The organism is Amycolatopsis sp. NPDC005232 (assembly GCF_040607795.1).
Classification (GTDB): domain Bacteria; phylum Actinomycetota; class Actinomycetes; order Mycobacteriales; family Pseudonocardiaceae; genus Amycolatopsis.
On sequence record NZ_JBEXHL010000035.1, the window covers coordinates 1 to 23,192 of the forward strand.

17 protein-coding genes are annotated in these 23,192 nt (G+C 71.6%); 3 read left to right on the top strand and 14 right to left on the bottom strand.

Annotated features, from left to right (window positions below):
• Window positions 1–352: 352 nt before the first annotated feature.
• The 5 genes from ABZU76_RS41475 to ABZU76_RS41495 form a co-directional block, all read right to left on the bottom strand.
• Window positions 353–2,278 carry an intein-containing Rv2578c family radical SAM protein gene (locus tag ABZU76_RS41475; RefSeq protein WP_354880739.1) on the bottom strand — a complete coding sequence of 642 codons (1,926 nt, stop codon included), beginning with the start codon at window positions 2,276–2,278 and terminating at the stop codon, window positions 353–355.
• Between the two features lie 101 nt (window positions 2,279–2,379).
• Window positions 2,380–3,792: a Si-specific NAD(P)(+) transhydrogenase gene (gene sthA / locus ABZU76_RS41480; RefSeq protein WP_220238422.1), complete on the bottom strand. Its 1,413-nt coding sequence runs from the start codon at window positions 3,790–3,792 to the stop codon at window positions 2,380–2,382.
• Between the two features lie 169 nt (window positions 3,793–3,961).
• Window positions 3,962–4,168 (bottom strand): DUF397 domain-containing protein, encoded by a 207-nt coding sequence (locus ABZU76_RS41485; RefSeq protein WP_354880742.1) that lies wholly within the window; start codon window positions 4,166–4,168, stop codon window positions 3,962–3,964.
• Window positions 4,158–4,649, bottom strand: a complete 492-nt coding sequence (locus ABZU76_RS41490; protein WP_354880745.1) for a DUF5753 domain-containing protein — start codon at window positions 4,647–4,649, stop codon at window positions 4,158–4,160. The genes ABZU76_RS41485 and ABZU76_RS41490 overlap by 11 nt, the downstream gene beginning before the upstream one ends.
• 60 nt (window positions 4,650–4,709) lie before the next feature.
• Window positions 4,710–7,730, bottom strand: coding sequence for an AAA family ATPase (locus tag ABZU76_RS41495; RefSeq protein ID WP_354880748.1), 3,021 nt, complete (start codon window positions 7,728–7,730; stop codon window positions 4,710–4,712).
• Window positions 7,731–8,022: 292 nt separating this feature from the next.
• Here ABZU76_RS41495 and ABZU76_RS41500 point away from each other — a divergent pair, with 292 nt between their 5' ends.
• Complete coding sequence (locus ABZU76_RS41500) at window positions 8,023–9,417, top strand: FAD-binding oxidoreductase (RefSeq protein ID WP_354880751.1); 1,395 nt, start codon at window positions 8,023–8,025, stop codon at window positions 9,415–9,417.
• A 58-nt stretch (window positions 9,418–9,475) separates the two neighbouring features.
• Here the strand turns inward: ABZU76_RS41500 and ABZU76_RS41505 are convergent, their stop codons facing one another.
• From ABZU76_RS41505 to ABZU76_RS41545, 9 genes are all read right to left on the bottom strand, one after another.
• Entirely contained in the window at window positions 9,476–10,789 is a 1,314-nt protein-coding gene (locus ABZU76_RS41505; RefSeq protein WP_354880962.1) for a glutamine synthetase, read from the bottom strand.
• A complete protein-coding gene (locus tag ABZU76_RS41510) occupies window positions 10,786–12,579 on the bottom strand; it encodes an IucA/IucC family protein (RefSeq protein WP_354880754.1) in 1,794 nt (597 codons plus the stop codon). The genes ABZU76_RS41505 and ABZU76_RS41510 overlap by 4 nt, the downstream gene beginning before the upstream one ends.
• A complete protein-coding gene (locus ABZU76_RS41515) occupies window positions 12,576–13,886 on the bottom strand; it encodes a SidA/IucD/PvdA family monooxygenase (RefSeq protein WP_354880757.1) in 1,311 nt (436 codons plus the stop codon). Before ABZU76_RS41515 ends, ABZU76_RS41510 begins: the two co-directional genes overlap by 4 nt.
• Complete coding sequence (locus tag ABZU76_RS41520; protein ID WP_354880760.1) at window positions 13,883–15,328, bottom strand: aminotransferase class V-fold PLP-dependent enzyme; 1,446 nt, start codon at window positions 15,326–15,328, stop codon at window positions 13,883–13,885. Before ABZU76_RS41520 ends, ABZU76_RS41515 begins: the two co-directional genes overlap by 4 nt.
• Before the next feature lie 310 nt (window positions 15,329–15,638).
• Complete coding sequence (locus ABZU76_RS41525; protein WP_354880763.1) at window positions 15,639–16,592, bottom strand: LLM class F420-dependent oxidoreductase; 954 nt, start codon at window positions 16,590–16,592, stop codon at window positions 15,639–15,641.
• Window positions 16,589–18,700: a prolyl oligopeptidase family serine peptidase gene (locus ABZU76_RS41530; protein ID WP_354880766.1), complete on the bottom strand. Its 2,112-nt coding sequence runs from the start codon at window positions 18,698–18,700 to the stop codon at window positions 16,589–16,591. Before ABZU76_RS41530 ends, ABZU76_RS41525 begins: the two co-directional genes overlap by 4 nt.
• A 20-nt stretch (window positions 18,701–18,720) precedes the next feature.
• A complete protein-coding gene (locus ABZU76_RS41535) occupies window positions 18,721–19,572 on the bottom strand; it encodes a PPK2 family polyphosphate kinase (protein ID WP_354880769.1) in 852 nt (283 codons plus the stop codon).
• 15 nt (window positions 19,573–19,587) lie between these two features.
• A complete protein-coding gene (locus tag ABZU76_RS41540) occupies window positions 19,588–20,055 on the bottom strand; it encodes an SRPBCC family protein (protein ID WP_354880772.1) in 468 nt (155 codons plus the stop codon).
• Window positions 20,052–20,384 carry a metalloregulator ArsR/SmtB family transcription factor gene (locus tag ABZU76_RS41545; RefSeq protein ID WP_354880775.1) on the bottom strand — a complete coding sequence of 111 codons (333 nt, stop codon included), beginning with the start codon at window positions 20,382–20,384 and terminating at the stop codon, window positions 20,052–20,054. The genes ABZU76_RS41540 and ABZU76_RS41545 overlap by 4 nt, the downstream gene beginning before the upstream one ends.
• Window positions 20,385–20,528: 144 nt before the next feature.
• Here ABZU76_RS41545 and rocD point away from each other — a divergent pair, with 144 nt between their 5' ends.
• Both rocD and ABZU76_RS41555 read left to right on the top strand, forming a co-directional pair.
• Entirely contained in the window at window positions 20,529–21,764 is a 1,236-nt protein-coding gene (gene rocD, locus ABZU76_RS41550; RefSeq protein ID WP_354880778.1) for an ornithine--oxo-acid transaminase, read from the top strand.
• Between the two features lie 45 nt (window positions 21,765–21,809).
• Window positions 21,810–23,165 carry a DUF2252 domain-containing protein gene (locus ABZU76_RS41555; RefSeq protein WP_354880781.1) on the top strand — a complete coding sequence of 452 codons (1,356 nt, stop codon included), beginning with the start codon at window positions 21,810–21,812 and terminating at the stop codon, window positions 23,163–23,165.
• Window positions 23,166–23,192: the final 27 nt, after the last annotated feature.

Genomic DNA, 23,192 nt, shown 5'->3' on the forward strand with positions numbered 1-23,192 from the left:
CCGCCGGACTACGCCACATGACCCGAGACACCACCCGACCACTCACCCTGCTCGGCATCCACCCCTAAAACACCAACGACTTTGCCGGAACCCTGGCCCTCCCCGGGGGGCGTCCCTTGTCCAGTCTATCCGGCACCCCCGACAAAAACGGCGAGAACGCCGCTGGACCGCCGAGCTGTCCACAACTCGGAGCAGGTGTGGACAACTCCGCCGGCGGTCATGCGCGGAGCGCGCCGACCGCCGGGAGCAGGCCCGAACGCGGGAAGGGGGACGGTGACCCGGCCGTTCGGGGGGCGTCGCGGCCGGGTCACCGCTGCTGAGCGCGCCGGTCGGGGAAGGCCGGGTGGCGCGCTCAGAGCAGGCGGAGCTGTTCGGCGGGTGGTGGGGCTTCCACTCGGGGCTCCGGGACTTCCGGTTCAGCGGCTGTGCGGGGGTTGTAGCCCGTTTTGGGGGCCAGGCCGTGGCGGCGCAGCAGCGGGCCGACGCGTTCGCCGAGTTGCTGGCGGTAGGCGCGGTCGACGTAGCTGCCGCGCGCGTAGAGGCGCTTGTAGCGCGGTACCAGCGCGGGGTGGTTGCGGCCGAGCCACGACGCGAACCACTCGCGCGCGCCGGGGCGCAGGTGGAGGGGGATGACACTGACGCTGTCGGCGCCCGCGTCGGCGAGTTCGGTGAACAGTGCGTCGAGCGCGTCGACCGAGTCGGTGAGGTACGGCAGCACCGGCGCGACGAGCACGGAACACGGCAGGCCGGCCGCGCGCGCCTTGCGGACGAGGTCGAGCCGCGCCTGCGGGCTCGGGGTGCCGGGTTCGAGACGGCGCTGCAGCTCGCGGTCGAGCAACGCGATGGACACCGCGAGGCTGACCGGGACGTCCTTCGCGACCGACTCCAGCAGCGGCAGATCTCGGGTGAGGACTGTGCCCTTCGACAGGATCGACAGCGGCGTGCCGGAATCGGCCAGGGCGCGGATGATGCCGGGCATGAGCTGGTAGCGGCCTTCGGCGCGCTGGTACGGGTCGGTGTTGGTGCCCATGGCCACGTGCTCGCGCTGCCAGCTGGGGCGTTTCAGTTGCGCGGCAAGGACTTCCGGGGCGTTGACCTTCACCACGACCTGGGTGTCGAAGTCGTGGCCCGCGTCGAAGTCGAGGTAGGTGTGGGTGTTGCGGGCGAAACAGTTGTGGGACACCATGCCGTCGGCCACGAAATCGCCGGTGCCGGTGGTGATGTCGAACAGCGGCAGCTCCAGGCCGAGCGACTCGACGGACGTGACGACGCGCCGCACGGACCCGATCGTCGTGCCGTCGAGAGAGCGCTTCCACGCGACGGCCGGATCGGTCAGATGCAGGAACCGCAACACTTCCCCGGCGCCGCCGGTCAGCCGCGCCTGGCGCCGGCCGGCGTACTCGCGGTGGCCGACCGTCTCGTAGTCGAACGAGAACCGGTCCAGCGCGGCGAACATCGCGTCGACCACGTCGGTCTCGTCGTGCGCGATCGAGAGCACCCCGCGCCGGTACGCGCCCGCCAGGTCGAACAGCCCGGCGAGGAGCCCGCGCGCCCAGTGCGCGTCGGGCTTCTGCGGCAGGCTCATGAACCCCACGGACGAACCGAAATCGGGCAGGTACCGCACCGCCCGCGCCGCCGCGTCCTTCTCCGTCGCGAAGCCGCCGGAGCGCAACATCCCGCACAGGTAGCCGGCGCGGTAGCCGAGCGTGTCGTCGGGCGTGCGCACGAACTTGCCGCCGCCGACGAGCTCCGTGCCCTCGACCAGGTGCGGCCGCTGCGCCGCGCCCAGCTTGCTGCCCGTGACGTACTTCCAGCCGCGCGCGCTGAGGAACCGGTGGTCGGGCCCGGTGACGAGCGTGGTGCCGTCGTCGAGCGTCACGCGGTACGCCTCGCGCACCGTCGTCCAGTGCGCCAGGACCTCCGTGGGCACCAGCCGCCGCGCGACGCCGTGGCCGCGCGTGCCGAGGATCTGCTCCCCCACCTGGAGGTCGGCGATCGGCTTCGCGCGCCCGTCGGCCAGCAGCACGGGTGTGCCGCCTTCAAGGCAATACGTGCACGCGTGGGAACACCCGCGGTACGGGTTCACGGTCCACCGGAACGGCACCTGCGACCCGTCCGGCACCCGGTTCAGCACGGACTTGGCGTGCACCTCGTGAAAGGTGACGCCGTCGAACTCCGGTGACCGCACGGACCGCACCAGCCCGTCCAGACCAGGCAGGATCGGCTCGCCCTCCCCTGCACGTTGTCGTTCCCATCGCACCCGTCCAGTCGAACACATGTTCTATTGAGTGTCAAACAGGTGTTCGAACGCTCACGCCGCGGATTGCAGTGGAACGCCGCCGAGAGGGACCCCGGCGGCGCCCACAAACCCCCTAGACCTCAGATCGGGAACCGGTCCAGCGCCCGGATCTTGTTCGTCGCGTCCAGGGCCGCGACCTTGTACGCCTCCGAGAGAGTCGGGTAGTTGAACACCGCGTCCACCAGGTAGTCGACGGTGCCGCCGCAGCCCATGACGGCCTGGCCGATGTGGACGAGGTCCGTGGCGCCCGTGCCGAAGACGTGGACGCCCAGCAGTTTGCGGTCCACTGTGGACACCAGGAGTTTCAGCATGCCGTAGCTGTCGCCGGTGATCTGGCCGCGCGCGAGCTCGCGATAGCGGGAGATGCCGACCTCGTACGGCACCGAGGAGGACGTCAGCTGGGCCTCGGTGGCGCCGACGTAGGAGATCTCCGGAATCGTGTAGATGCCGATGGGCTGCAGGGCGCCGAGTCCGTTGGCGGGTTCGCCGAACGCGTGGTACGCGGCGAGCCGGCCCTGGTCCATCGAGGTGGCGGCGAGCGCGGGGAAGCCGATGACGTCGCCGACGGCGTAGATGTGCTCCACCTCGGTGCGGTAGTGCTCGTCGACCGACAGACGGCCGCGCTGGTCGGCCAGCAGGCCGGCGTTCTCCAGGGCGAGCTCGTGGGTCATGCCCTGGCGGCCGGCGGAATACATCACGCCGTCGGCCGGGATGCGCTTGCCGCTGACGAGCGTGGTCACGGTCGTCTCGTCCGAGACCGCGACGTTCGCCACCTTCTCCCCGAACCGGAACGTGACGCCGAGGTCGCGGAGCTGGAACTTCAGCGACTCCACGATCTCCGGGTCGCAGAAGTCGAGCATCTGGTCGCGCTGCTCGACCACCGTCACGCGCGAGCCGAGCGCGGCGAACATCGACGCGTACTCGATCCCGATCACCCCCGCCCCCACCACCACGAGCGACGACGGGATCGCCTCGAGCCGCAGGATCTCGTCGGAGTCGAGCACGCGCGCGGCATCGAAGTCGACGTTCGCGGGGCGCGCGGGCCGGGTGCCCGTGGCGATCACGATGTTGTCGCCGGACACCGTGCGCCGGTCGCCGACGTGCTTGCCCTCGACGAGCACCGTGTGCGGATCGGCGAACGACCCCGTGCCCGGCACGAGGTCGATGTGGTTGCGCAGCAGCTGGGCCCGGACCACCTGGACCTCGCGCCCCACCACGTGCTGGGTGCGCGCCATGAGGTCGGCGATGGTGATGTCCTGCTTCACGCGGTAGCTCGCGCCGTAGAGCTCGCGCTGGTTCATCCCCGTCAGGTAGAGGACCGCCTCGCGCAGTGTCTTGGACGGAATGGTGCCCGTGTTGACGCACACCCCGCCCACCATGTCGTGGCGATCGACGACCGCCACCTTCTTCCCCAGCTTCGCGGCCGCGATGGCGGCCTTCTGCCCACCCGGGCCCGAGCCGATGACGATCAGGTCGTAGTCGTGTTCGCTCACGGTGTGAGCCTGCGCACTCACTCCCCGCGCCGCAAGCCCTGGCCCGCGCCCGCCACGCCGCATTAACGCCGTGTTCGCGCGCGGCTGACCCGAACGGGGCAAACCACCGACGGAAAACGGCCGTGCCCCAGCGCCGTCGGGATGCTCGGACACGGCCGCTCACCCGGCACTACTGGCCGGCGAGGTCCCGGGTGACGCTCTCCAGGAACCCCCGCCAGACGGCCGACGAGAGCTCGAAGAAACCCGCTCCGGGGTCCTTCGAGTCCCGAACGGCCACTTCATCGAGTGGACCCGCCGCAGGGAACCCGACCTCGACGCAGTCGCCCTGCGCGCTTCCCGAGTATGACGATTTCCGCCAAAGGCGGTCACTGGTCATCTCCACCCTCCATCTCCTCGATCAAGTCGGCAATAAGACTCACCGATTCCTCGGGACTCATCGCCTGACGACGGAGCTGTTCCGCCGCGCTCTGGTACCCGCGGATGTACTGATCCGCGGTCAAAGTGGAGCTGGTGGCGTAGTGCTCCAGATAGACCACATCGGAGCCAGGATCGATGCCGCGGATCAGCACGAATGCACCATCCCGCAGCGGGCTGTACCGCGCGGCGAGCGGGACGACCTGCAAGGTGATCTGTTTCCTCCGAGATACTTCGAGCAAGAACCGAAGCTGCTCGATCATGACCTCGTCGTCGTCGCATTCAGGGTAGCGCAACGCCAACTCGCCGATGATGGCGTGGAACTCTGTCTTCGAGGAGAACAGTGTCTTTTGCCGTCGCATCTGAAATGTCACACCGGCTTCGACCACCGCATCGGAATTGCCCGCAGCCGACATGAATGGGTGTGGCTCGACACGTCGCACGGCGAACGGCGCTGGGACGTACCGACCGAGCGGTCACCGATCTGAACGACCGCCCCGCGGCTACGTCCGTTGTGAGTACCGGTCGAGGTCCCGTTCACAGCGCAGCCGAAGCGTCGTACTCCCCTGCGCGGCAGCCAGCTCCACCGCCGTCTTCAGGCGGATCCGGCCCTGTTCGCGGCCGTCGTAGGCGGAGCGCAGCCGCAGCACCTCGGGGAGCCACCAGAGGTCGTCGCGGGCCTGACCGACGACGAGGGCCGCGTCGAGGGCGGCGCGGGCCGGGCCGGGGCGGTCGTGGCGGGCCAGCAGGTCGGCCTGCAGGGCGAGCCAGTAGGGCATGCGGGCGAGCGAGCCCTCGGCCTTGAGGTTGGCGACGCCGCGGCGGATGTCGGCGAGGCCGTCGGCGTCGCCGCGCACCCAGCCGCCCAGGACGAGGCCCCATTCGCGGTAGTAGGCGAAGCCGTAGCGGTCGCAGAGCTCGCGCAGCTCGGCCGAGCGCTCCTTCACCTCGTCGAGATCGCCGCGCATTTGGTGGGTGATGCCGGCGTACGCGAGGGCCACGGCGAGGCTGTACGGGTGCATCTTCGTGCGGGCCAGGCGCACGGCTTCGCGGCAGCTGCGGAGCGCTTCGTCCTCGTGGCCCAGCAGCCAGTGCGCGTGCGCGGCCCACGCCGGGCTGTGCACCTCGGGCTGCGTGCCGATGGGCAGCGACGGTGCGCCGCGCGTGAGCCGGGCGGCGAGGTCGAAGTGGCGCAACGCCTCCCCGGGCCGGCCGAGGCTCACCGACGAGCCGGCGAACGCGAAGTGCGCGGAGCCGTTGAGCTCGTCTTTGGTGCGGTCGTCGCCGACGAGTTCGAGCGCGCGTTTCGCGGCCTCGTGCGCACGGGCGGTGCGGCCTTGCACGAACCGCGACGTCCAGAGCCCGACCAAGGCGACGAGCGTGGAATCCTGCTGCCCCAGGCGTTCCGCGAGCACAATCGAGCGTTCGAGGGCCCGCTGGAGGTCGGGGGAGGCGTAACCGAGCCGGGCGTTGAGGGGGCCTGACAACGCTTCGAGCACCTCCAGCTCGCGCCGGTCCGTCTCGGGTCCGGCGGGGGCGCCGGCGAGCAACGACAGGGCTTCGCGCAACAGCCGAATCGCCTCGCCGTGGGCGAAGGTGCCGGCCGCGAGCTCGGCGGCCCGGCGGTAGAACGCGACCGCACGATCGGGGCGGCCGCCGCGGGCGTACTGCTCGGCCAGCTGCGCTGAGACGGAACCGGTGTCGCCGGGGTGCAGCAGTTCGAGGCTCTGGGCGAGCCGGCGGTGCAGCAGCCAGCGCCGCGCGCGGGTCACCTGCCGGTAGGCGGCGTCGCGGAGCAGGTCGTGGGAGAAGTCGTAGCCGTCGCGGAACTCGCGCAGGATCCGCAACCGCCACAGCTCGTCGACGGCGCGCACCACGGCTTCGGCGTCGAGGTCGCTGGCCTCGGTGAGCAGGTCGAGCGAGAAATCCCGGCCGACGGCGGCGGCAAGGCCGGCGATCTCGCGGGCGTCGGGGGTCGGCTGCTGCAGGCGTTCGGTGAGCACGGCGTCGAGGTCGCCCGGCGGGCCGCCGGAGCGCAACGCCTCCACCACGGACAGGGGGAAGCCGCCGGTCGCGACGTGCAGGAGGGTGAGCTCGTCGCCCGAGGGCAGGAGGCCGGAGACGGACTCGGCCAGCCGCGCGGTGTCGTCGAGGTCCAGCGGGCTCAGATCCACTTCGGACAGCCGGCCGGTGGCGCGCAGGCGTTCCGTCCAGCCGGCCAGGGTGCCGTCGCCGGGATCCGACCGCTGAGTGGCGGCGAGCAGCAGCGGCGCGCGAGGTTCGAGGGCGAGGCAGAAGAGCAGGAACGCCAGAGTTTCCTGATCGCACCACTGCGCGTTGTCGAGCACGAGCAACGTCGGCCGGCCGGCGCCGGTGAGGGCGCGGGCGAGGCCTTCGAAGAAGCGGTGCCGCTGCCACGCGTCGGCCACCGCGCGCACTGTGCGCACAACGGGGGCCGGTCCGCTGTCCTTGCCGGCCGGGACGAGCCGATCCACTTCGGCGCGCCAGACCGGGGCGAGCGTCGCCAAAGACGGCTGGAGCACGGGGTTGCGCAACCAGTCCGCCACCGGTGCCAGCGCGAGCCGGCCCGACGTCCCGAAGCACTGCGTCCCGGCGACCACCGCTCCTTGGCTGCGCGCGAGCCGGGCCAGCTCGACCACGAGCCGCGTCTTGCCGACGCCGGCGTCACCCCGCACGAGCGCGACCGACGGCTGCCCGCGCGCGGCTTGCTGCCACCGTTCCCGCAGCTGCGTGAACTCGACGGTACGGCCGACGAGCCGGGATTCGCGGCTGGGCACGGCGTCGGCCAGCAGCCGCCGCAACGCCGCCTGCGTCGCGCGGTCGGGCACCACACCCAGCTCGCGTTCGAGCACCGACGCGCACTGGTGGTAGGTGCTCACGGCCCCGGCGCGGTCGCCGAGGTCGGCCTGCAGCTCCATCAGCGTGCGGTAGCCCAGCTCCTCCAACGGCCGCAGGCGGATGCGGCGGCGGGCGGTTTCGGCGGCGCCCGCGAGGTCGCCCAGGCGGCACTGGGCGTCGCCGAGCAGGTCGCACAACGCCACGCACTGCTGTTCCAGCTCGTTGCGGGGTTCGAAGAGCCATTCGTCGGACAGCCCGGGCATCAGCTCGCCGCGGTACTCGGCCAGCGCGGCGTCGGCGTGGGCACGGACTTCCTCGTCTTCTCCGGCGGCCAGGGCAGCGCGGCGTTCGGCGTCGAACACACGCACGTCGACGCGGCAGCGGGGAGTGTCCTGCCAGGACAGATCCGTCGCGGTCGCGAGCAGCGCCGAGTCCTCACCCAGGACGTGGCGCAGGTGGTGCAGCTCGCGGCGCAGGTTCGTGCGGGCCTGCGCGTCGGAGGAATCGGGCCAGAACAGCGACGCGATCCGCTGCCTCGGCTGCGGCAGCCCCGCGTGGGTCACCAGGTAGCCGACGAGCGCGATCGCCCGCGGCGACCGGGTCACCGCCGGCCCGGTCGCACCGTGGGTGACCGACTGCTCGCCCAGCAGCGACACGTAGAGCATCCCGGGGTGCCTCCTGCCCAGGCACGGTAGTCGGGCGCACGCGGGCGGTGGGCGCAGCGGACGACGCCCGCGCCAGGTCGGCTCGCCGGCAGGCGGTGGGCGCCGCAGAGAAGTCCTTGCAGACCGCCGAAAATGTCGGCAGCCACTCCCCGTCCCCGGCAAAAAACTCGTGTCCCCGAACGGCGCGAACGGACCCCTCGCCGAACCCGAACGCTGTGCGAACGCCCCGTACCTAGCTTCGGTGAGGCAGGCAGCCCGACCGGGAGGCCGTTCCACATCAGGGAGAAATCGCATGACCACCATCACCGCACCGTTCCCCGAGCTGGCACTCGCGCTGAGGGGCGAGCTCGTGACGCGTGGCGACGACGGCTACGACCAGGCGCGCGCCGTCTACAACGGGATGATCGACAAGCACCCGGCCGCCATCGCCCGGTGCGCGGATACCGCGGACGTCGTCACGTGTGTGAATTTCGCGCGGGAGAACCGGATCGACCTCGCCGTGCGCGGCGGCGGGCACAACGCCGGCGGGCTCGGCATCGCCGACGACGCACTGGTGATCGACCTTTCGGCGATGCGCAGCACGACCGTGGACCCCGAGACGCACACCGTGCGCGTCGACGCCGGGTGCACGTGGGGCGACGTCGACCACGCGACAGTCGCCTTCGGCATGGCCACGCCTTCGGGGTTCTTCTCCACGACCGGTGTCGGCGGGCTCACCCTCGGCGGCGGGATCGGCTACCTGGCGCGGCGTTTCGGGCTCACTGTGGACAACCTGCTCTCAGCCGACGTCGTCCTCGCCGACGGCAGCTTCGTGCACGCGAGCGAGAAGTCGCACCCGGACCTGTTCTGGGCGCTGCGCGGCGGCGGCGGGAACTTCGGGGTGGTCACGTCGTTCACCTTCCGCTGCAACGACATCGGCGAGTACGGCACGATCATCGGCGGCCCGGTCCTGTATGCGATCGAGGACACCGAAGACGTGCTGCGCTGGTACCGCGAGCTGCTGCCGTCGCTGCCCGAAGAGCTCAGTGGCTGGTTCGGCCTGCTCACCATCCCGCCGGCACCACCGTTCCCGGAGGAGCTCTGGGGCCGCAAGGCCTGCGGCATCGTCTGGTGCTACACGGGCCCTCACGCCCGGGCCGACGAGGTGCTGGAGCCGGTGCGTTCCTTCGGTTCCCCGCTCGTCGTGGGGCTGCAGCCGATGCCCTTCAACGTGTTGCAAACCGCGTTCGACGCACTGTACCCGCCGGGGCTGCAGTGGTACTGGCGCGCCGACGTCACCACGGAGATTTCCGACGAGGCGATCGCGATCCACCGCCGCTACGGGGATCTGCTGCCCACCGGGCACTCGTCCATGCACATGTACCCGATCGACGGCGCTGCCGCCCGGGTCGCCGCCGACGCCACGGCGTTCCCCTACCGCGACGGTGGCTGGTCCGGCGTGATCGTGGGCGTCGACCCCTCGCCCGACAACCGGGAGAAGATCACGCGCTGGACGAAGGACTACTGGACCGAGCTGCACCCGACCTCGGCCGGTGGCGCGTACGTCAACTTCATGATGGAAGAGGGCGCCGACCGCGTGAAGGCCGCCTACCGCGACAACTACGAGCGGCTGGCGCAGATCAAGAACCGGTACGACCCGGAGAACCTGTTCCACATCAACCAGAACATCCGGCCGTCCGGTTCGTGAGCGGCCCGGCCGGGTGGCTGCGGCGCGGTGGTCGGGGCCGCACCGCAGCACGCCGCGGTCAGGAACGGAGGGAGCCACGCCCGCGCTGGAAGTCGGTGACGGCGTCCAGCCCGGCGTGGAGTTCCTGACGCAGCAAGGCGAGCTGCTGGGTGGAGACGTCTTCCCCCAGCAGCTCGCCCAGGCGGCCCTTTTCCAGCTCCGCCAGCGCTTCCCACGGCGTCGGCGCGAGCTCGCCGACGACCGTGCCCGGGTCCGGGGGCGTCAGGCCGTCGGCCACGCCGGCGTTACCGGCCGCCACCAGGGCGGCCACGACGAGGTGCGGCTGGGCATCGGCGCCGGCGAAGCGGAACTCCAGCCGCGGCGACGCGGAGGTGCCGCAGAGCCGGACGGCGGCGGTGCGGTCGTCCAGGCCCCAGCGCAGCACGCGCGGGGAGAACGATGCGGTGCGCAGGCGGACGTAGCTGTTCCACGTGGGCGCCCACACGGCGGTCAGCGCTCGCGCGTCGCGAAGCACGCCCGCGAGGAAGGCGCCGAGGCCGAACGGGAAGCCCGCCGGACCGTCCGGGGTCGACAGTGACAGGTGGACGTGGCACGAGTTGCCCTGCCCGGTCTCCGGAGCGGCGAGGTAGTCGGCGCTCGCGTTGTGCCGGGTCGCGACGCGGCGGGTGAGCAGCTGGAGCAGCAGGGCGTCGTCGCACGCGGTGAGCGCGTCACGATGGCGCAGCACCACTTCGTACTGTCCGGGATGGCATTCGGCGCGGGCGGATTCCACCCCCAGGACCGACGCGGCGGAGCGCAGATCGGCCAGCAGCGGGGCCAGGCGTTCGGTGCCGCCCACCGCGTAGTCCACGCCGTGGCCGGTCAGCGGCGCACCGGTGTCGTCGCGGAACACGACCTCGTGCTCGATCCCGACCGACGGCACCAGACCGAACTCCTCGAGCGCGGCCAGCTGCGTCCGCAGCACCGTGCGCGGCGCCAGGCCCGCCGGTTCACCCGAGGGCAGCTCGGCGTCGCACACCACAGCCCAGGTGCGATCGCCCAGCGGCACGGCCGTCGCGGCGTCTGCGCGCATGCGCAGGTCGCCGAAGCCGCCGAGGTACGCGCCCAGGGAACCGTTGTCCGGCAACGGCTCCCGCTCCGGGGTCCAGGCGAAAACGTAGCTGCACACGCCGTAGCCGTCGTCGAGCACCGACGCGGCGAACGGCGCCTCCAGCTCCACCGCGGCGAACCGCGCGTGCGGGTCGGGCACGAGCAGCACCAGCCGCGTGCCCTCCTCGGCCAGCACGTGCCGCAGCACGGCCGCCGCGGCCGAGCCCGCCTCCGCGCGCACGGTGAGCGAGCGCGCGCCGACGGGCCGGTCGAACGGCGTCACCACGCGCCGTCCGGATCCGGCGCGTGCAACGGGTTCGGCACCCGGCCCCAGCGGACGTCGAACTCGTCGTCGCGCTCCACCTTGTCGAAGCCCTGCCCGGCGAAGTGCTCGCGGTTGAGCGTGACGCGCTCCACGTCCGGAGCGAACAGCCGGCACGCGTCGAAGCGCTCGGCCACGTCGGGGTTCTCGTCGCGGTAGCGGCCGACGACCTCGCGCACCAGGGCCCAGAAGTCGCCGCGCGCCAGGCCGACGTCGTCGAGCAGGACCTCCGCCCAGAACCGCAGCTGGCCGGAGAACACGGAGCTGAACAGCGACTGCGCGAGCAGGTGGGCAGGCCAGCGGAGCATGTCGGCGTCGGCCTCGGGCGGGAGGTCGGCGTAACACGGCAGTTCCTCGTCCATCAGGTCCACGCCCTGGGCGAAGTCCTTGATGGCCACGCGCACGGGCCGGCTGTCGGCGTCGACGACGAGGATGAGGTTCTGGCCGTGGGGGCAGAACCCGACGCCGTAGCGCAGCAGCCACTGCAGCAGCGGCGTGAGCAGCAGGTCGAACAGCCTCGACAGCCACACTTCGGCGCCGTCGCCGGCCTGGGTGATCAGCCGCGTGAGCACGGCTTCACCCGAAGCGTCGCGGTAGGGCAACGCGGCGAACGAGATCGCGCGCTCGCCCTCGGCCAGCGTCGCGACGAGCGGCTCGCGCCAGAGCGCGCCGAGCGTCTCGTGGAAGCGGTAGGGCAGCTCTTCGAGCGCGCCGAACAGCGGGTGGCGCACGGACACGCTCGCCACTTCGCCCAGCAGCGCGAACCGGTACTTCTCCGACAGCAGCGGGTCGGCCGCGTCGACGCGGCGCAGCCATTCGGTGACCGACGGCCCGGCCAGCGTCGCCGCGGAGTTCAGGCCGCGGTAGACCAGCGTGTTGCGCACGGACACAGCGGTCTTCACGTCGTGGCGATCGGGGCGGCTGCGGTTGGCGAGCGTGCGCACCGTCTGGTGCGGCAGGTAGGCGTCGGCGCTCTCCCCCAGCTCGATCATCCGGCCGGTGGCCAGCTCGGCGGAGTACAACGTGCCGAGGATCTCGTCGGCCTGCCACGGGTGCACGGGCACCCACACGTAGTCGGCCGGGTCGCCGACGGCGGCGACACGCGTGGTGAACTCCTCACGCTGGGCGTCGTCCAGTTCTTGGCGGAGCAGCGCGGCGGCGTCGAGGTCGGCGACGGAGCGGAACTGCGCCAGGTCGCGGTGCACGGCGTACCAGCGCAGGCGGACGTCCTCGCCCGCCTCCGGCGCGTAGCGGGCGCGATCGGGCGCGGAGAACCCGACGCGGCCCTTGTTCAGCACGAGCCGCGGGTGGCCGGTGAGGTGGCCGTCAGCGAGATTGTAGTCCATTGTGGACAGTTCGACGGCGGTCGGGGCGCGGCCCAGGCGGGCGGCCTCGTTGGTGACGGTGGCGGTGAGCTCGGCGAGCACGTCGGCCAGGCGCAACCCAGTGAGGCCTAGGGTCTCCCGCGCGTCGACGACCAGGGTGCGCGGGTCGTCGGCAGGCGTTTCGGCGCCGTCGGCGAGCCGGACGGCGCTGCCCGGCAGGACCGTCCACGACTCGAACGCGCCGCGGCGGGCCTCGAAGCGGTACGAGACGTCGCCGGGGAGGTCGAGCAGCCAGGTGCGGTGGCCGTCGCGGGTCGGTTCGCCGGGCCGCGGGCGCAGCATCGCCTCGTAGGACAGCTCGCCGAGCATCTTGTGCGTCACGAGCGAGCCCGCGGCCCGCCAGGCGGCGGCGTCGGTCAAGGTCACTGCTCCTCCGTGGTCTCTGATCCTGTGTTGTTCAGGCCGAACGTGGTGAAGGCGGTGCGGTCGGGCAGGTCGTAGACGGCCTTGCCGCACACCGCGTTGAGGATCGCCGCGGCGCGCCAGGCGCCGAGGCCGAGGTCGGGCGCACCGGGGCCGTGGGTGTGGCGCTCGGCGTTCTGCACGAACACCGCGCCGGTGACGCCGCCGCCCAGCTCCAGGCGGTGGTCGGCGCCGACGACGAGGCGGCCGCGGTCGTCGCGGCGCCCGTCGAGCTCCCGCAGCAATGGTGCGGTCGGCGTTTCCGCGTAACCGGTCGCGGAGACGACGGCGTGCGTGCGGTGCGTGGCGGTGCTCCCCTGCTCGGCGTGCCGCAGGCCCAGCTCGATCCCGCCGTCGCCGGCCGTGGCCGAGACGACCTCCACGCCGGGCGTGAGCGCCGCGCCGGGCCAGCCGCCGCCGATGCTGCGGCGGTAGAGCTCGTCGTGGATCGCGGCGATGGTCTCCGTGTCGATCCCCTTGTACAGCTGCCATTGCGACGGCAGCAGCCGGTCGCGCACCGCCTCGGGCAGACCGTGGAAGTAGGCCGTGTAGTCCGGCGTGAACTGCTCCAGCCCCAGCTTCGAATACTCCATCGGCGCGAACGCGGGCGTGCGCGCGAGCCAGCGCAGTCCGTCCACAGTGGACCGCGAGCGCAGCAGGTCGAGGAACACCTCCGCGCCCGACTGTCCCGACCCGACCACGGTCACCGTCTCCGCGACCAGCAGCTCGGCGCGGTGGGTGAGGTAGTCGGCCGAGTGCAGCGCGAGCACGTCCGGCGCCGCGACGAGGTCCCGCAACGGCTCGGGCACGCTCGGCCGGGTGCCGACACCGAGCACCACCGAAGACGCCAGCACCGGCTCGGTGCCCGACACAGTCAGCTCGAACGCCTCTTCCGCCGCCACCCAGCGAAGGCCGGTGACCTCGTGGCCGAAGCGGCACGCGGTCAGGCGGGCGGCGGCCCAGCGGCCGTAGTCGTCGTACTCCGCGCGCGGCAGGTGGAAGCGCTCGGCGAAGTAGAACGGCAGCAGGCGGCCGCGTTCGCGCAGGTAGTTGAGGAACGAGTGCCGGCTGGTGGGGTCGACGAGCGACACGAGGTCGGCGAGGAACGGGACCTGCAACGTCGCGCCGTCGACCAGCAGCCCGGGGTGCCAGCGGAACTCCGGGCGCGCGTCGAAGAGCACCACGTCGAGCTGGTCGAGCGGGTCGGCCAATGCGGCGAGCGACAGGTTGAACGGCCCGATCCCCACGCCCGCGAGGTCGAAGCGCCTCACGAGGCGACCGGGCTTTGCGGTGCGGTCACGCCGCGCTCGGCCGCGGCCGTGGCGACGACCTGGTCGAGGAGGGCGACGTAGTCCTCGGCCGTGGTGTGCGGGTGCAGCAGTGTGAGCTTGAGCCACAGCTGCGAGGCGCCGTCCGGGCCGGTCGGCAGGGCGCCGCGGCCGATGACGGCCGTGCCGGCTTCCAGCAGCGTGCGGCGGACGCGGGCGACGAGGTCGTCGTCGGCGCCGCGCGGGCGGAAGACGACCGTGGACAGCTCCGGTTTGCCCCACGACTGCAGCGCCGGGTGGCGTTCCACCAGCTCGTTGACCTCGGTCGCGGTGGCGCAACAGCCTTCGACGAGGGCGCCGAGGCCTTCGGTGCCGAGCGCGCGGACGGTCACGGCCATGCGGAACGCGTCGGGGCGGCGGGAGGTGCGGATCGAGCGGCCGAGGAGGTCGGGCAGACCGGCTTCGGTGTCGTCGTCGGCGTTGAGGTACTCGGCGCGGACGGTCAGCGCGGAGAGATCTGCCGCGTTTCTCGCGGCGAAGAGGCCGGCGGCGACGGGTTGCCAGCCGAACTTGTGCATGTCGAGGGCGACGGAGTCGGCCAGTTCAAGACCGGCGACGCGGGGGGCGAGGGATTCGCTGCAGAGGAGCAAACCGCCGTAGGCCGCGTCGACGTGGAGGCGGGCGCCGGAGAGGCGGCAGATGCGGGCGATCTCCTCGAGGGGGTCGATGCGGCCGGTGTTGGTCGTCCCGGCGGTGGCGACCACTACGGCGGAGGCGCCGAGGGGGGCCAGGGCTTCTGCGAGTGCGGCGGGGATCATGCGGTCGTCTTGGCAGGGGACGACAACTGGCGCGGGGAGGCCGAGGAGCCAAGCGGCGCGGGCGACGCTGTGGTGGGAGTTCGCGCCGCAGACTGGGCGGATGGTGGTGGCCGTGGTTTCCCGGGCCAGGAGGAGGCCGAGGAGGTTGGATTCGGTGCCGCCGGAGGTGACTACCGCGTCGGCGGTGGGGGTGCCGGGGAAGCAGAGGTGGGCGATGCCGGTGAGGAATTCTGCTTCGAGTTCGCTGGCCATGGGGGCTTGGTCCCAGGAGTCCATGGACGGGTTCATCGCTGCGGCTACTACGTCTGCGGCGACGGAGACGGCCAATGGGGGGCAGTGGAGGTGGGCGGCGCAGGCCGGGTCAGAGGGGTCGGCTGTGCCGGCGGCTAGGAGGGTTGAGTAGTGGTAGAGGGCTTGTTCGGCGCCGATGCCGGTTTTGGGGAGGTGTTGGGTGCCGCCGGAGGCGGCCAGGGAGGCGGCGACGGTGGCGGGGCCGCCGGAGGGGATGGGGCCGTTGCGTTCGGTGATGCCTGTTGCCATGCCCTGGAGGGCGATGGGGAGGAGTTCGGTGAGGTGCGCTGCGCCGTCGCGACCGCCGGCCAGCCAGGTCGCTGAATCTCCACCCATGGAGCCGCCTTTCTTAGGGTAACCTTGCCTACCCTATGCAACAATACGGATACCCAGTGGTAGAGGACGGGGTGGGTCCTCTGTGTTCCTGTGTGTTCAGGATGGAGTGGTGGGTGGGGTTGTTGCGTCGGCCATTCGGGGCGTGAAGTGGTAGATGGTGGTTGAGGAGTTTCCCGACGACTCGGCGCGCGGAGCGCACCATGAGTTGCGTTGCCGGGTGGGGGTTGAGGGGTGACAAAAGCGCCCCAATGTGGCGTTCGGTGCGTTGGGTGCAACGAATGCCGCATTGGGGCGTTTGGGTGGGGCTGGGTCAGCGCTTCGGGGCCAGACCCTTGACTAGGTCGAAGGGGTCGTTGCCGGTGGGGAGGAGGGCGATGATGGGGGTGGTGAGGCCGTTGTCCACATAGGACTGGATCTGGTCGCGGCAGGAGTCGACGGAGCCGTGGATGACCAGGGAGTCGACGACGGAGTCGGGGATGACTTCGTTGGCTTTTTTGCGGTCGCCGGCGGCCCAGGCGGTGTGCATGGGGGCGAGGACGTCGCCGCGGCCCAGCCAGTCGTGGAATTTGGCGTAGACGGGGACGGTGAGGTAGCTGGAGATCATCATGCGGCCCAGGGCGCGGGCGGCGTCTTTGTCGTCGGTGGGGCAGACGAAGATGCGGGCGGCGAGTTCGACGTCGGGGCCGATGACCTTGCGTACCTGGGGGACGTCGGTGGCGGCCAGCCAGTTGGTGATGGCGCCATCCGCTTCCGCCGCGGCCAGGCGGAGCATGCCGGGGCGGAGGGCGGCGAGCATGACCGACGGGGCGGGGTCGGGGGCGCGTTCGAGGCGGAATTTGTTGACGGAGAAGGTCTCGTAGGACTCGGAGACCTTCTCGCCGGCCAGCGCGCTGCGGAGGAAGTGCAGGGTGTCGCGGGTGCGGGCGAAGGGGTCCTTGAACTCTGCGCCGTTCCAGCCTTCGACGATGACCGGGGAGGAGGCGCCGATGCCGAGGACGAAGCGGCCCGGGGCCAGTTCGGCGAGGGTCGAGGCGCTCATGGCGAGGAGGCCGGGGCCGCGCGTATACACGGGCACGATGGCGGTGCCGAGGCGTAGCTGCGGGGCCCACTGTGACGCCAGAACCAGCGGGGTGAAGGCGTCGGTGCCGGCGGTTTCGGCCGTCCACGCGTCGGTGTAGCCCAGGTCGGGCAGTTGTTCCACGAGGGCGCGGTGCTCGAGCAGCGGCACCCCCGTGAGCGGGATGGTCAGGCCCCACCGGTTCATGCGTTCTCCTTGTCGACGGTGACGGCGGCGAGCTCACGCAGGATCCAGTCGACCTGCGTGCGCATCAGGTTTTCCGCGACCTCCTCGGCCTGCGGGGTCATGTGGGTCGCCCCGGCCAACGGGAGGAAGACGTGGGGACGGCCCTTCGCCAGCAGCGCGCCGGAAAGGCGCAGGGAGTGCGCCGGGAAGACGTTGTCGTCGGCGAGGCCGTGGACGATGAGCAGGGCGCGGGACAGTTCGCCGGCGTCGGCGATCAGGGAGTTGTGCTCGTAGACCGCGGGGGCGTCCTGCGGTGTGCCCAGGTAGCGCTCGGTGTAGTGCGTGTCGTAGAGGGCCCAGTCGGTGACGGGCGCGCCGGCGACGGCGGCGTGGAAGACGTCCGGGCGGCGGAGCACGGCGAGGGCCGAAAGATAACCGCCGTACGACCAGCCGCGGATCGCGACGCGTTCGAGGTCCAGCTCCGGGTGGTCGGCCGCGGCGGCGTGCAGGGCGTCGACCTGGTCGGCGAGGGTGACGTCGGCGAGCTTGCCCGCGATCTCCCGCTCCCAGGCCGGGCCGCGGCCGGGCGAGCCACGGCCGTCGGTGACGAGCACGGCGAAACCCTGGTCGGCGAGCCACTGCGGGGTGAGGAAAGCGTTGCGGCTCTGCAGCACGCGCTGGGCGTGCGGGCCGCCGTACGGGTCGAGGAGCACAGGCAGCTTGCCCTCACTGGGTTCGTAGCCGCGCGGGAGCACCAGGGCGGCGCGCAGGCCGCGCTCCCCCAGCGTGAGCCAGCTGAGGTTCGGTTCGATCTCGGGGTCCACAGTGGACGACGAGATGCGACCGACCTCGGTGCCGTCGCGCAGGACGGTGACTACCGGGCCACTGTGAGCGAGGCTCCACTCCGTGAGCACGGTCAGTTCCGCGCTGCCGGAGCCTCCGTGCACGCCGTCCTGAGTGGACAGTCGCTGAACGCCGCCGGAGCCGGTGCGGTAGACGTGGATCTGCGTGGAGTCGGCCTCCGACGCGGTGAAGAGCACCTGCTCGCCCGCGTGCAGCACCGCGCGCAGCTGCGTCCCCGGCGGAGTGACGGGGTTCCCCGCCACCACGAGCCGGTGGTCGCCGTCGGCCGCACTCGCGATGACGAGCCGACCGTCGGAAGTCCACGCCGGCACACCCTGGACGATGTCGACCCAGTGCTCGTCGGTCTCGGTGTGCAGCTCGGACACGGAGCCGTCGGCCGGGTCGAGCGCCAGCACGGTGAGGCGCTTCTGGTCGCGCGGCTGCACCGCGAGCAGCGGCGCGCCGCCGGCCGACCAGTGCACCGTGACCAGGTACTCCCAGTCGCCGCGCTCGACGTCGACGCGGCTGCCGTCCAGGCCGAGCACCGCGAGGGACACCACGGCGTTGGGCGAGCCCGCCGACGGGTAGGCCACGACGTTGGCCGGGTGGTCCGGGTTCGAGGGGTCGCCGATGGTCCAACGCGGCACGGGGCCGCGGTCGGAGCGCTCGGCGATGAGGCTCTGCCCGTCCGGCGCCCACCAGTAGCCGCGCGTGCGGTCCATTTCCTCGGCGGCGATGAACTCAGCGAGGCCCCACGTGATGTCGTCGCCGTCTTCCCCGGCGAGCGCGCGGTCAGTGCCCGTGGCCAGCTCGATCACGCGCAGGCGGCGGTCGCGGACATAAGCGACGTGCGTGCCCGTCGAGTTGGGCCGCGGATCGACGACCGAGCCGTCGACGAGCACCGCCGTGGCGCCGGTGGCCAGGTCGAGTGTGTAGAGCTTGCCGGACAACGTGAAGGTGACGACGGTGAACGCATCGTCCACGCCGTAGGCGACCACGCCGCCGCCGGTCTCCCGCGCGCGCTCGCGCCGCGCCCGCTCCTCCGGCGGCAGGTCCTCCTCGCCGGGCAGCAGCTCCGCGGCGTCGACGAGCTTGGACTCCGCACCGCTCGCGAGATCGAGCGTCCACAGGCTGTGCCGCGGGTCCGTGCCCGTCTCGCTGCGCAGGAACAGCACGCGCGAGCCGTCCGGGGCCACGCGGAACTGCTTGGGGGCGCCGAGGGTGAAGCGCTGCGTGCGGGCCTGGCGGCGAAGGAACGGAACGTCGTCGAGAGCAGAGTCGGTCACGCCCGCACTCTTCCAGACGATCAGGCCGGCACGCCATCACCCTTCAGCATCGCCAGCTGCTCGGCGACGTCGAAGTGCGGCTCCGGGAACTGCGGCGCCATCTCCGTCATCGTCTCGATCAGCAGCTCGGCGACAGCCCAGTTGCGGTACCACTTGCGGTCGGCCGGCACGACGTACCACGGCGCGTGCTCGGTGGACGTGCGCGCGAGCAGGTCGGCGTATGCCTGCGCGTAGGCGTCCCAGCGGCCGCGGGCCTCGACGTCGGACGGCGCGAACTTCCAGATCTTCTCCGGCCGTTCCAGCCGCGAGACGAGCCGGCGCAGCTGTTCCTCGGGCGAGATGTGCAGGAACGCCTTGACGATCGTGGTGCCACCCGCCACGACCTCTTTCTCGAACGCGTTGATCTGCGAGATCCGGCTGCGCCGCTCGGCCGCGGTCAGCAGACCGGACACGCGGGGCACGAGCACGTCCTCGTAGTGCGACCGGTCGAACACGCCGATCTGGCCCGACGCCGGCAGCTCCCTGCGGATGCGCCACAGGAAATCGTGGCGGCGTTCGGCGGGGGTGGGCACCTTGAAGCCCTTGTAGCGCACGCCCATCGGGTTCACCAGGCCCAGCACGTGCCGGACGGTGCCGCCCTTCCCGGAGGTGTCCATGCCCTGCAGCACGAGCAACACGCTGCGGCCGCCGCCGCTCGTGCCCTCGGCGTACAGCGCCTCCTGCAGGGTGTCGAGCCGCTCGCCGGCGGTGGTGAGTTTCTTCTCGCCCTTGCCCTTCTTGCCCGGCCCGACGGGTGAGGACCCCGGATCCGGCAGCTCCGCCATGGCACGGAGCGCGTCGCGGACCCGGGTCCCGTTGTCCTTCTTCGCCATCCGGCGACGATAACCTCAGGAAGCGGCCTTCGCGGCGAAGAGTTTCAGCAGTCCGTTCCAGCCGCCCTCGGTGTTCACACCGTCGCGGACCTTCTCGGCAGTGGCGCCGTGCCGCTCGAACGCGCGGTGTTCGACCTCGACTCGCGTGGTCCCGGGCCCCTCCTCGGTGAAAACAACCTCGATCTCGCTCGCGCGTGTCGGGTCCGGATCGATCTTCCAGTCCCCGTCGATCTGCCACGACAGAACTACTCGGCCGGGTGGCTCCCAAGCGAGCACGTGGCCCCACACGCACTCGGACCCGTCGGTGAGCCGCTCGTACCAGCGCCCGCCTTCCCCTGCTTCTAGGACCACCTCGACGAGCTCGGACTCGCCCAGGTGGTGTTCGCGGGGCCACCAGCTGTCGAAACCCTCGGTGTAGACCTTGAACGCGTGCTCGCGCGAGCAGGCGACGGTGATCGTCTTGCGGATCGGTTCGAGTGTCATGGCTCTTCGCTTCCTCGGTCGGGGGCGGTGGCTTCGGCTTGCTTCGCGAACGAACTCAGCGCGTCCGACCACATCTCGTCGAGGTAGGCGCGCAGCGCGGCGATCCCTTCGGGGCGTAGCCGGTACAGCCGTTTCGTCCCGGCCGCCTGGTCGACGACCAGGCCCGCCTCCTTGAGCACCTTCAGGTGCTGCGAGACCGCCGGACGGCTGATCGGCAACGTCGCGGCCAGCTCCCCCACCGCGCGCGGCCCGTCGCGAAGCGCTTCGAAGATCGCGCGCCGCGACGGGTCGGCGAGGGCGGAGAGCTGGTTGCTTCCGTAAGTCGCCACGAACGGTAAGTTACAGCTTACCAACGACGGCCGTCAACGCCACGCATCGATTCGCCGGTCGAACCGCCTGACTACGCAACGAACACCGGGTGAAAGCAACGTTTCCCGGCTGAAGTCCCCGCCCGTTGGATCTAGCCTGAACGCATGACGACGCTCGCCGGTCGGGAGACCGCCATCCCTGCCTCCGCCGACGGCTTCATCGAGCTCGACGAGCGGTGGAGCACGCACAACTACCACCCGCTGCCCGTCGTGATCGCCGAAGCCGAGGGCGCGACGGTTACCGACGTCGAGGGCAAGAGCTACCTCGACTTCCTGTCCGGATACTCGGCCCTGAACTTCGGCCACCGCCACCCCGCCCTGATCGCCGCGGCCGTGGAGCAGCTGGGCCGGGTCACGCTGACCTCGCGCGCGTTCCACCACGACCAGCTCGGGTTGTTCTGCCGCGAGCTCGCCGAGCTGACGGGCACCGAGATGGTGCTGCCGATGAACTCCGGCGCCGAGGCCGTGGAGTCGGCGGTGAAGGTGGCGCGCAAGTGGGCGCACCAGGTCAAGGGCGTGCCCGACGGCACGGCCGAGATCGTGGTCGCCGGCTCGAACTTCCACGGCCGCACCACCACGATCGTCTCGTTCTCCACCGACGAGACCGCGCGTGCCGGCTTCGGCCCGTTCACGCCGGGCTTCGTCACGGTCCCCTACGGCGACGCGGCCGCCCTGCGCGCCGCCATCACTCCCCGCACGGCCGCGGTCCTGCTGGAACCGGTGCAAGGCGAGGCCGGCGTGATCGTGCCGCCGGCCGGCTACTTCGCCGACGTGCGCCGCGCCTGCGACGAGAACGGCGTGCTGCTCATCGCCGACGAGATCCAGTCGGGCCTCGCCCGGACGGGCACCGTGCTGGCCCTGGACCAGGAGGGCGTGCGCGCCGACGTCTACACCCTCGGCAAGGCCCTCGGCGGCGGCATCCTGCCCGTGTCCGCCGTGGTCGGCAGCCGCGACGTGCTGGGTGTGCTGAAGCCGGGCGAGCACGGCTCGACGTTCGGCGGGAACCCGGTGGCCTGTGCCGTCGGCCGCGCCGTGGTGCGGCTCTTGCAGACCGGGGAGTACCAGCGGCGTTCCATCGAACTGGGCGCGCACCTGCATGAACGCCTGTCGGCCTTGGTCGGCCACGGCCTGTCGACGGTTCGCGGCCGCGGTCTGTGGGCGGGGGTGGACATCGCTCCGGGCGGCCCTGCGGGCCGGGCTGCTTCCGAAGCGCTCGCCGGGCTGGGCGTGCTGTGCAAGGAGACGCACGACCACACGCTGCGCATCGCTCCCCCGCTGGTGATCAGCCGCGAGGAGCTCGACCGTGGCATCGACGCGATCGCCCAGGTGGTGCGCGGCTAGTCCGTTCGCGGGAGCGTTTCGCCCGGTTCGCTCGTTGAGTCCGGTATGGGACGAGGGGACTGGGTGGAACGCCCGCTGGTCGGCACGGACGACGTCGACCCGGCGCAGTTGTACGCCCGCGGCAAGCAGCTGCGGGCGCGGGCGCCGGTCGAGGCGCACGACCACGCGGCGGCGGGTGCGGGCCGGCCGGGCGTGCAGGAGTACTTCGCGGCGAGCAACGCGGGGCGGCTGCCCGAGCTGGTGGAGCTGCGGCGCGAGCGGATGGCGGCGTCGCCGTTCACGTTCTTTCGCGGGGCGGCCGGATTGATGGCGGCGGACCTCGCGGGGTCGCCGTCGTCGGGGCTGACGGCGCAGCTGTGCGGTGACGCGCACGCGGCCAATTTCGGGCTGTACGGCACGCCCGAGGGCCGGATCGTGATGGACGTCAACGACTTCGACGAAACCGCGCCCGGGCCGTGGGAGTGGGACCTCAAACGGCTGTCGGCCAGCCTCGTGCTCGCCGGGCGCGAGGGCGGGATCGGCGAGGCGGCTTGCCGCGATGCCGCGGAGGACGCGGTGAAGTCCTACCGCCGCACGATCCGCGCGCTGGCGCAGCTGCCGTTCCTGCAATCGTGGAACGCGCTGCCCGACGCGTCGGCCGTGTCGCGAGCGCGGGCCGACGAGCTGATCGACGACTTCGCCGAAGCCGAGGAAAAGGCGCGCCGCAACACCAGCGCCAAGGTGGTGGCCAAGTGGACCCGCCACGTCGACGACCACGAGACCGGCCTGGCGCGCCACCGGTTCGTCGAGGACCCGCCGGTGCTCACCCACGTCGACGACACGACGGCCGCCGCGGTCGTCGCCGGGCTGGCGTCCTATGTGGACACCCTGCGCGAGTCGCGGCGCACGCTCGTGTCTCGCTACCGCGTGGCCGACGTCGCGTTCCGCGTGGTCGGCACGGGCAGCGTCGGGCTGCGCAGCTACGTCGTGCTGCTGCACGGCAACGAGGACGAAGACCTGGTGCTGCAAGTGAAACAGGCGCAGCCCTCGGCGCTGGCGCCCTACCTCGGCCTCTCCCCCGCCGACCACGAAGGCCGCCGCATCGTCGACGGCGCCCGCCTCGTCCAGGCCGAGACCGACATCCTCCTGGGCTGGACGACGATCGACGGCATCCCCTTCGTGGTCCGCCAGTTCCGCAACCTCAAGGGCGCCATCGACCCGGCCGCCCTGCGCGAGAACCACCTCGACGACTACGGCCGCCTCGCCGGCGCCCTGCTCGCCCGCGCCCACACGCGCTCGCTGCACCCCCAGCTGCTCGCCGGGTATTTCGCCGACGACGAAGACCTGGACGAGGCGATCGGGGCGTACGCGCTGCGTTACGCCGATCAGACGGAGGCTGACCACGCGGAGTTCACCGGCTGAAGCGGAACCGGCCGATGCCGGAGAACG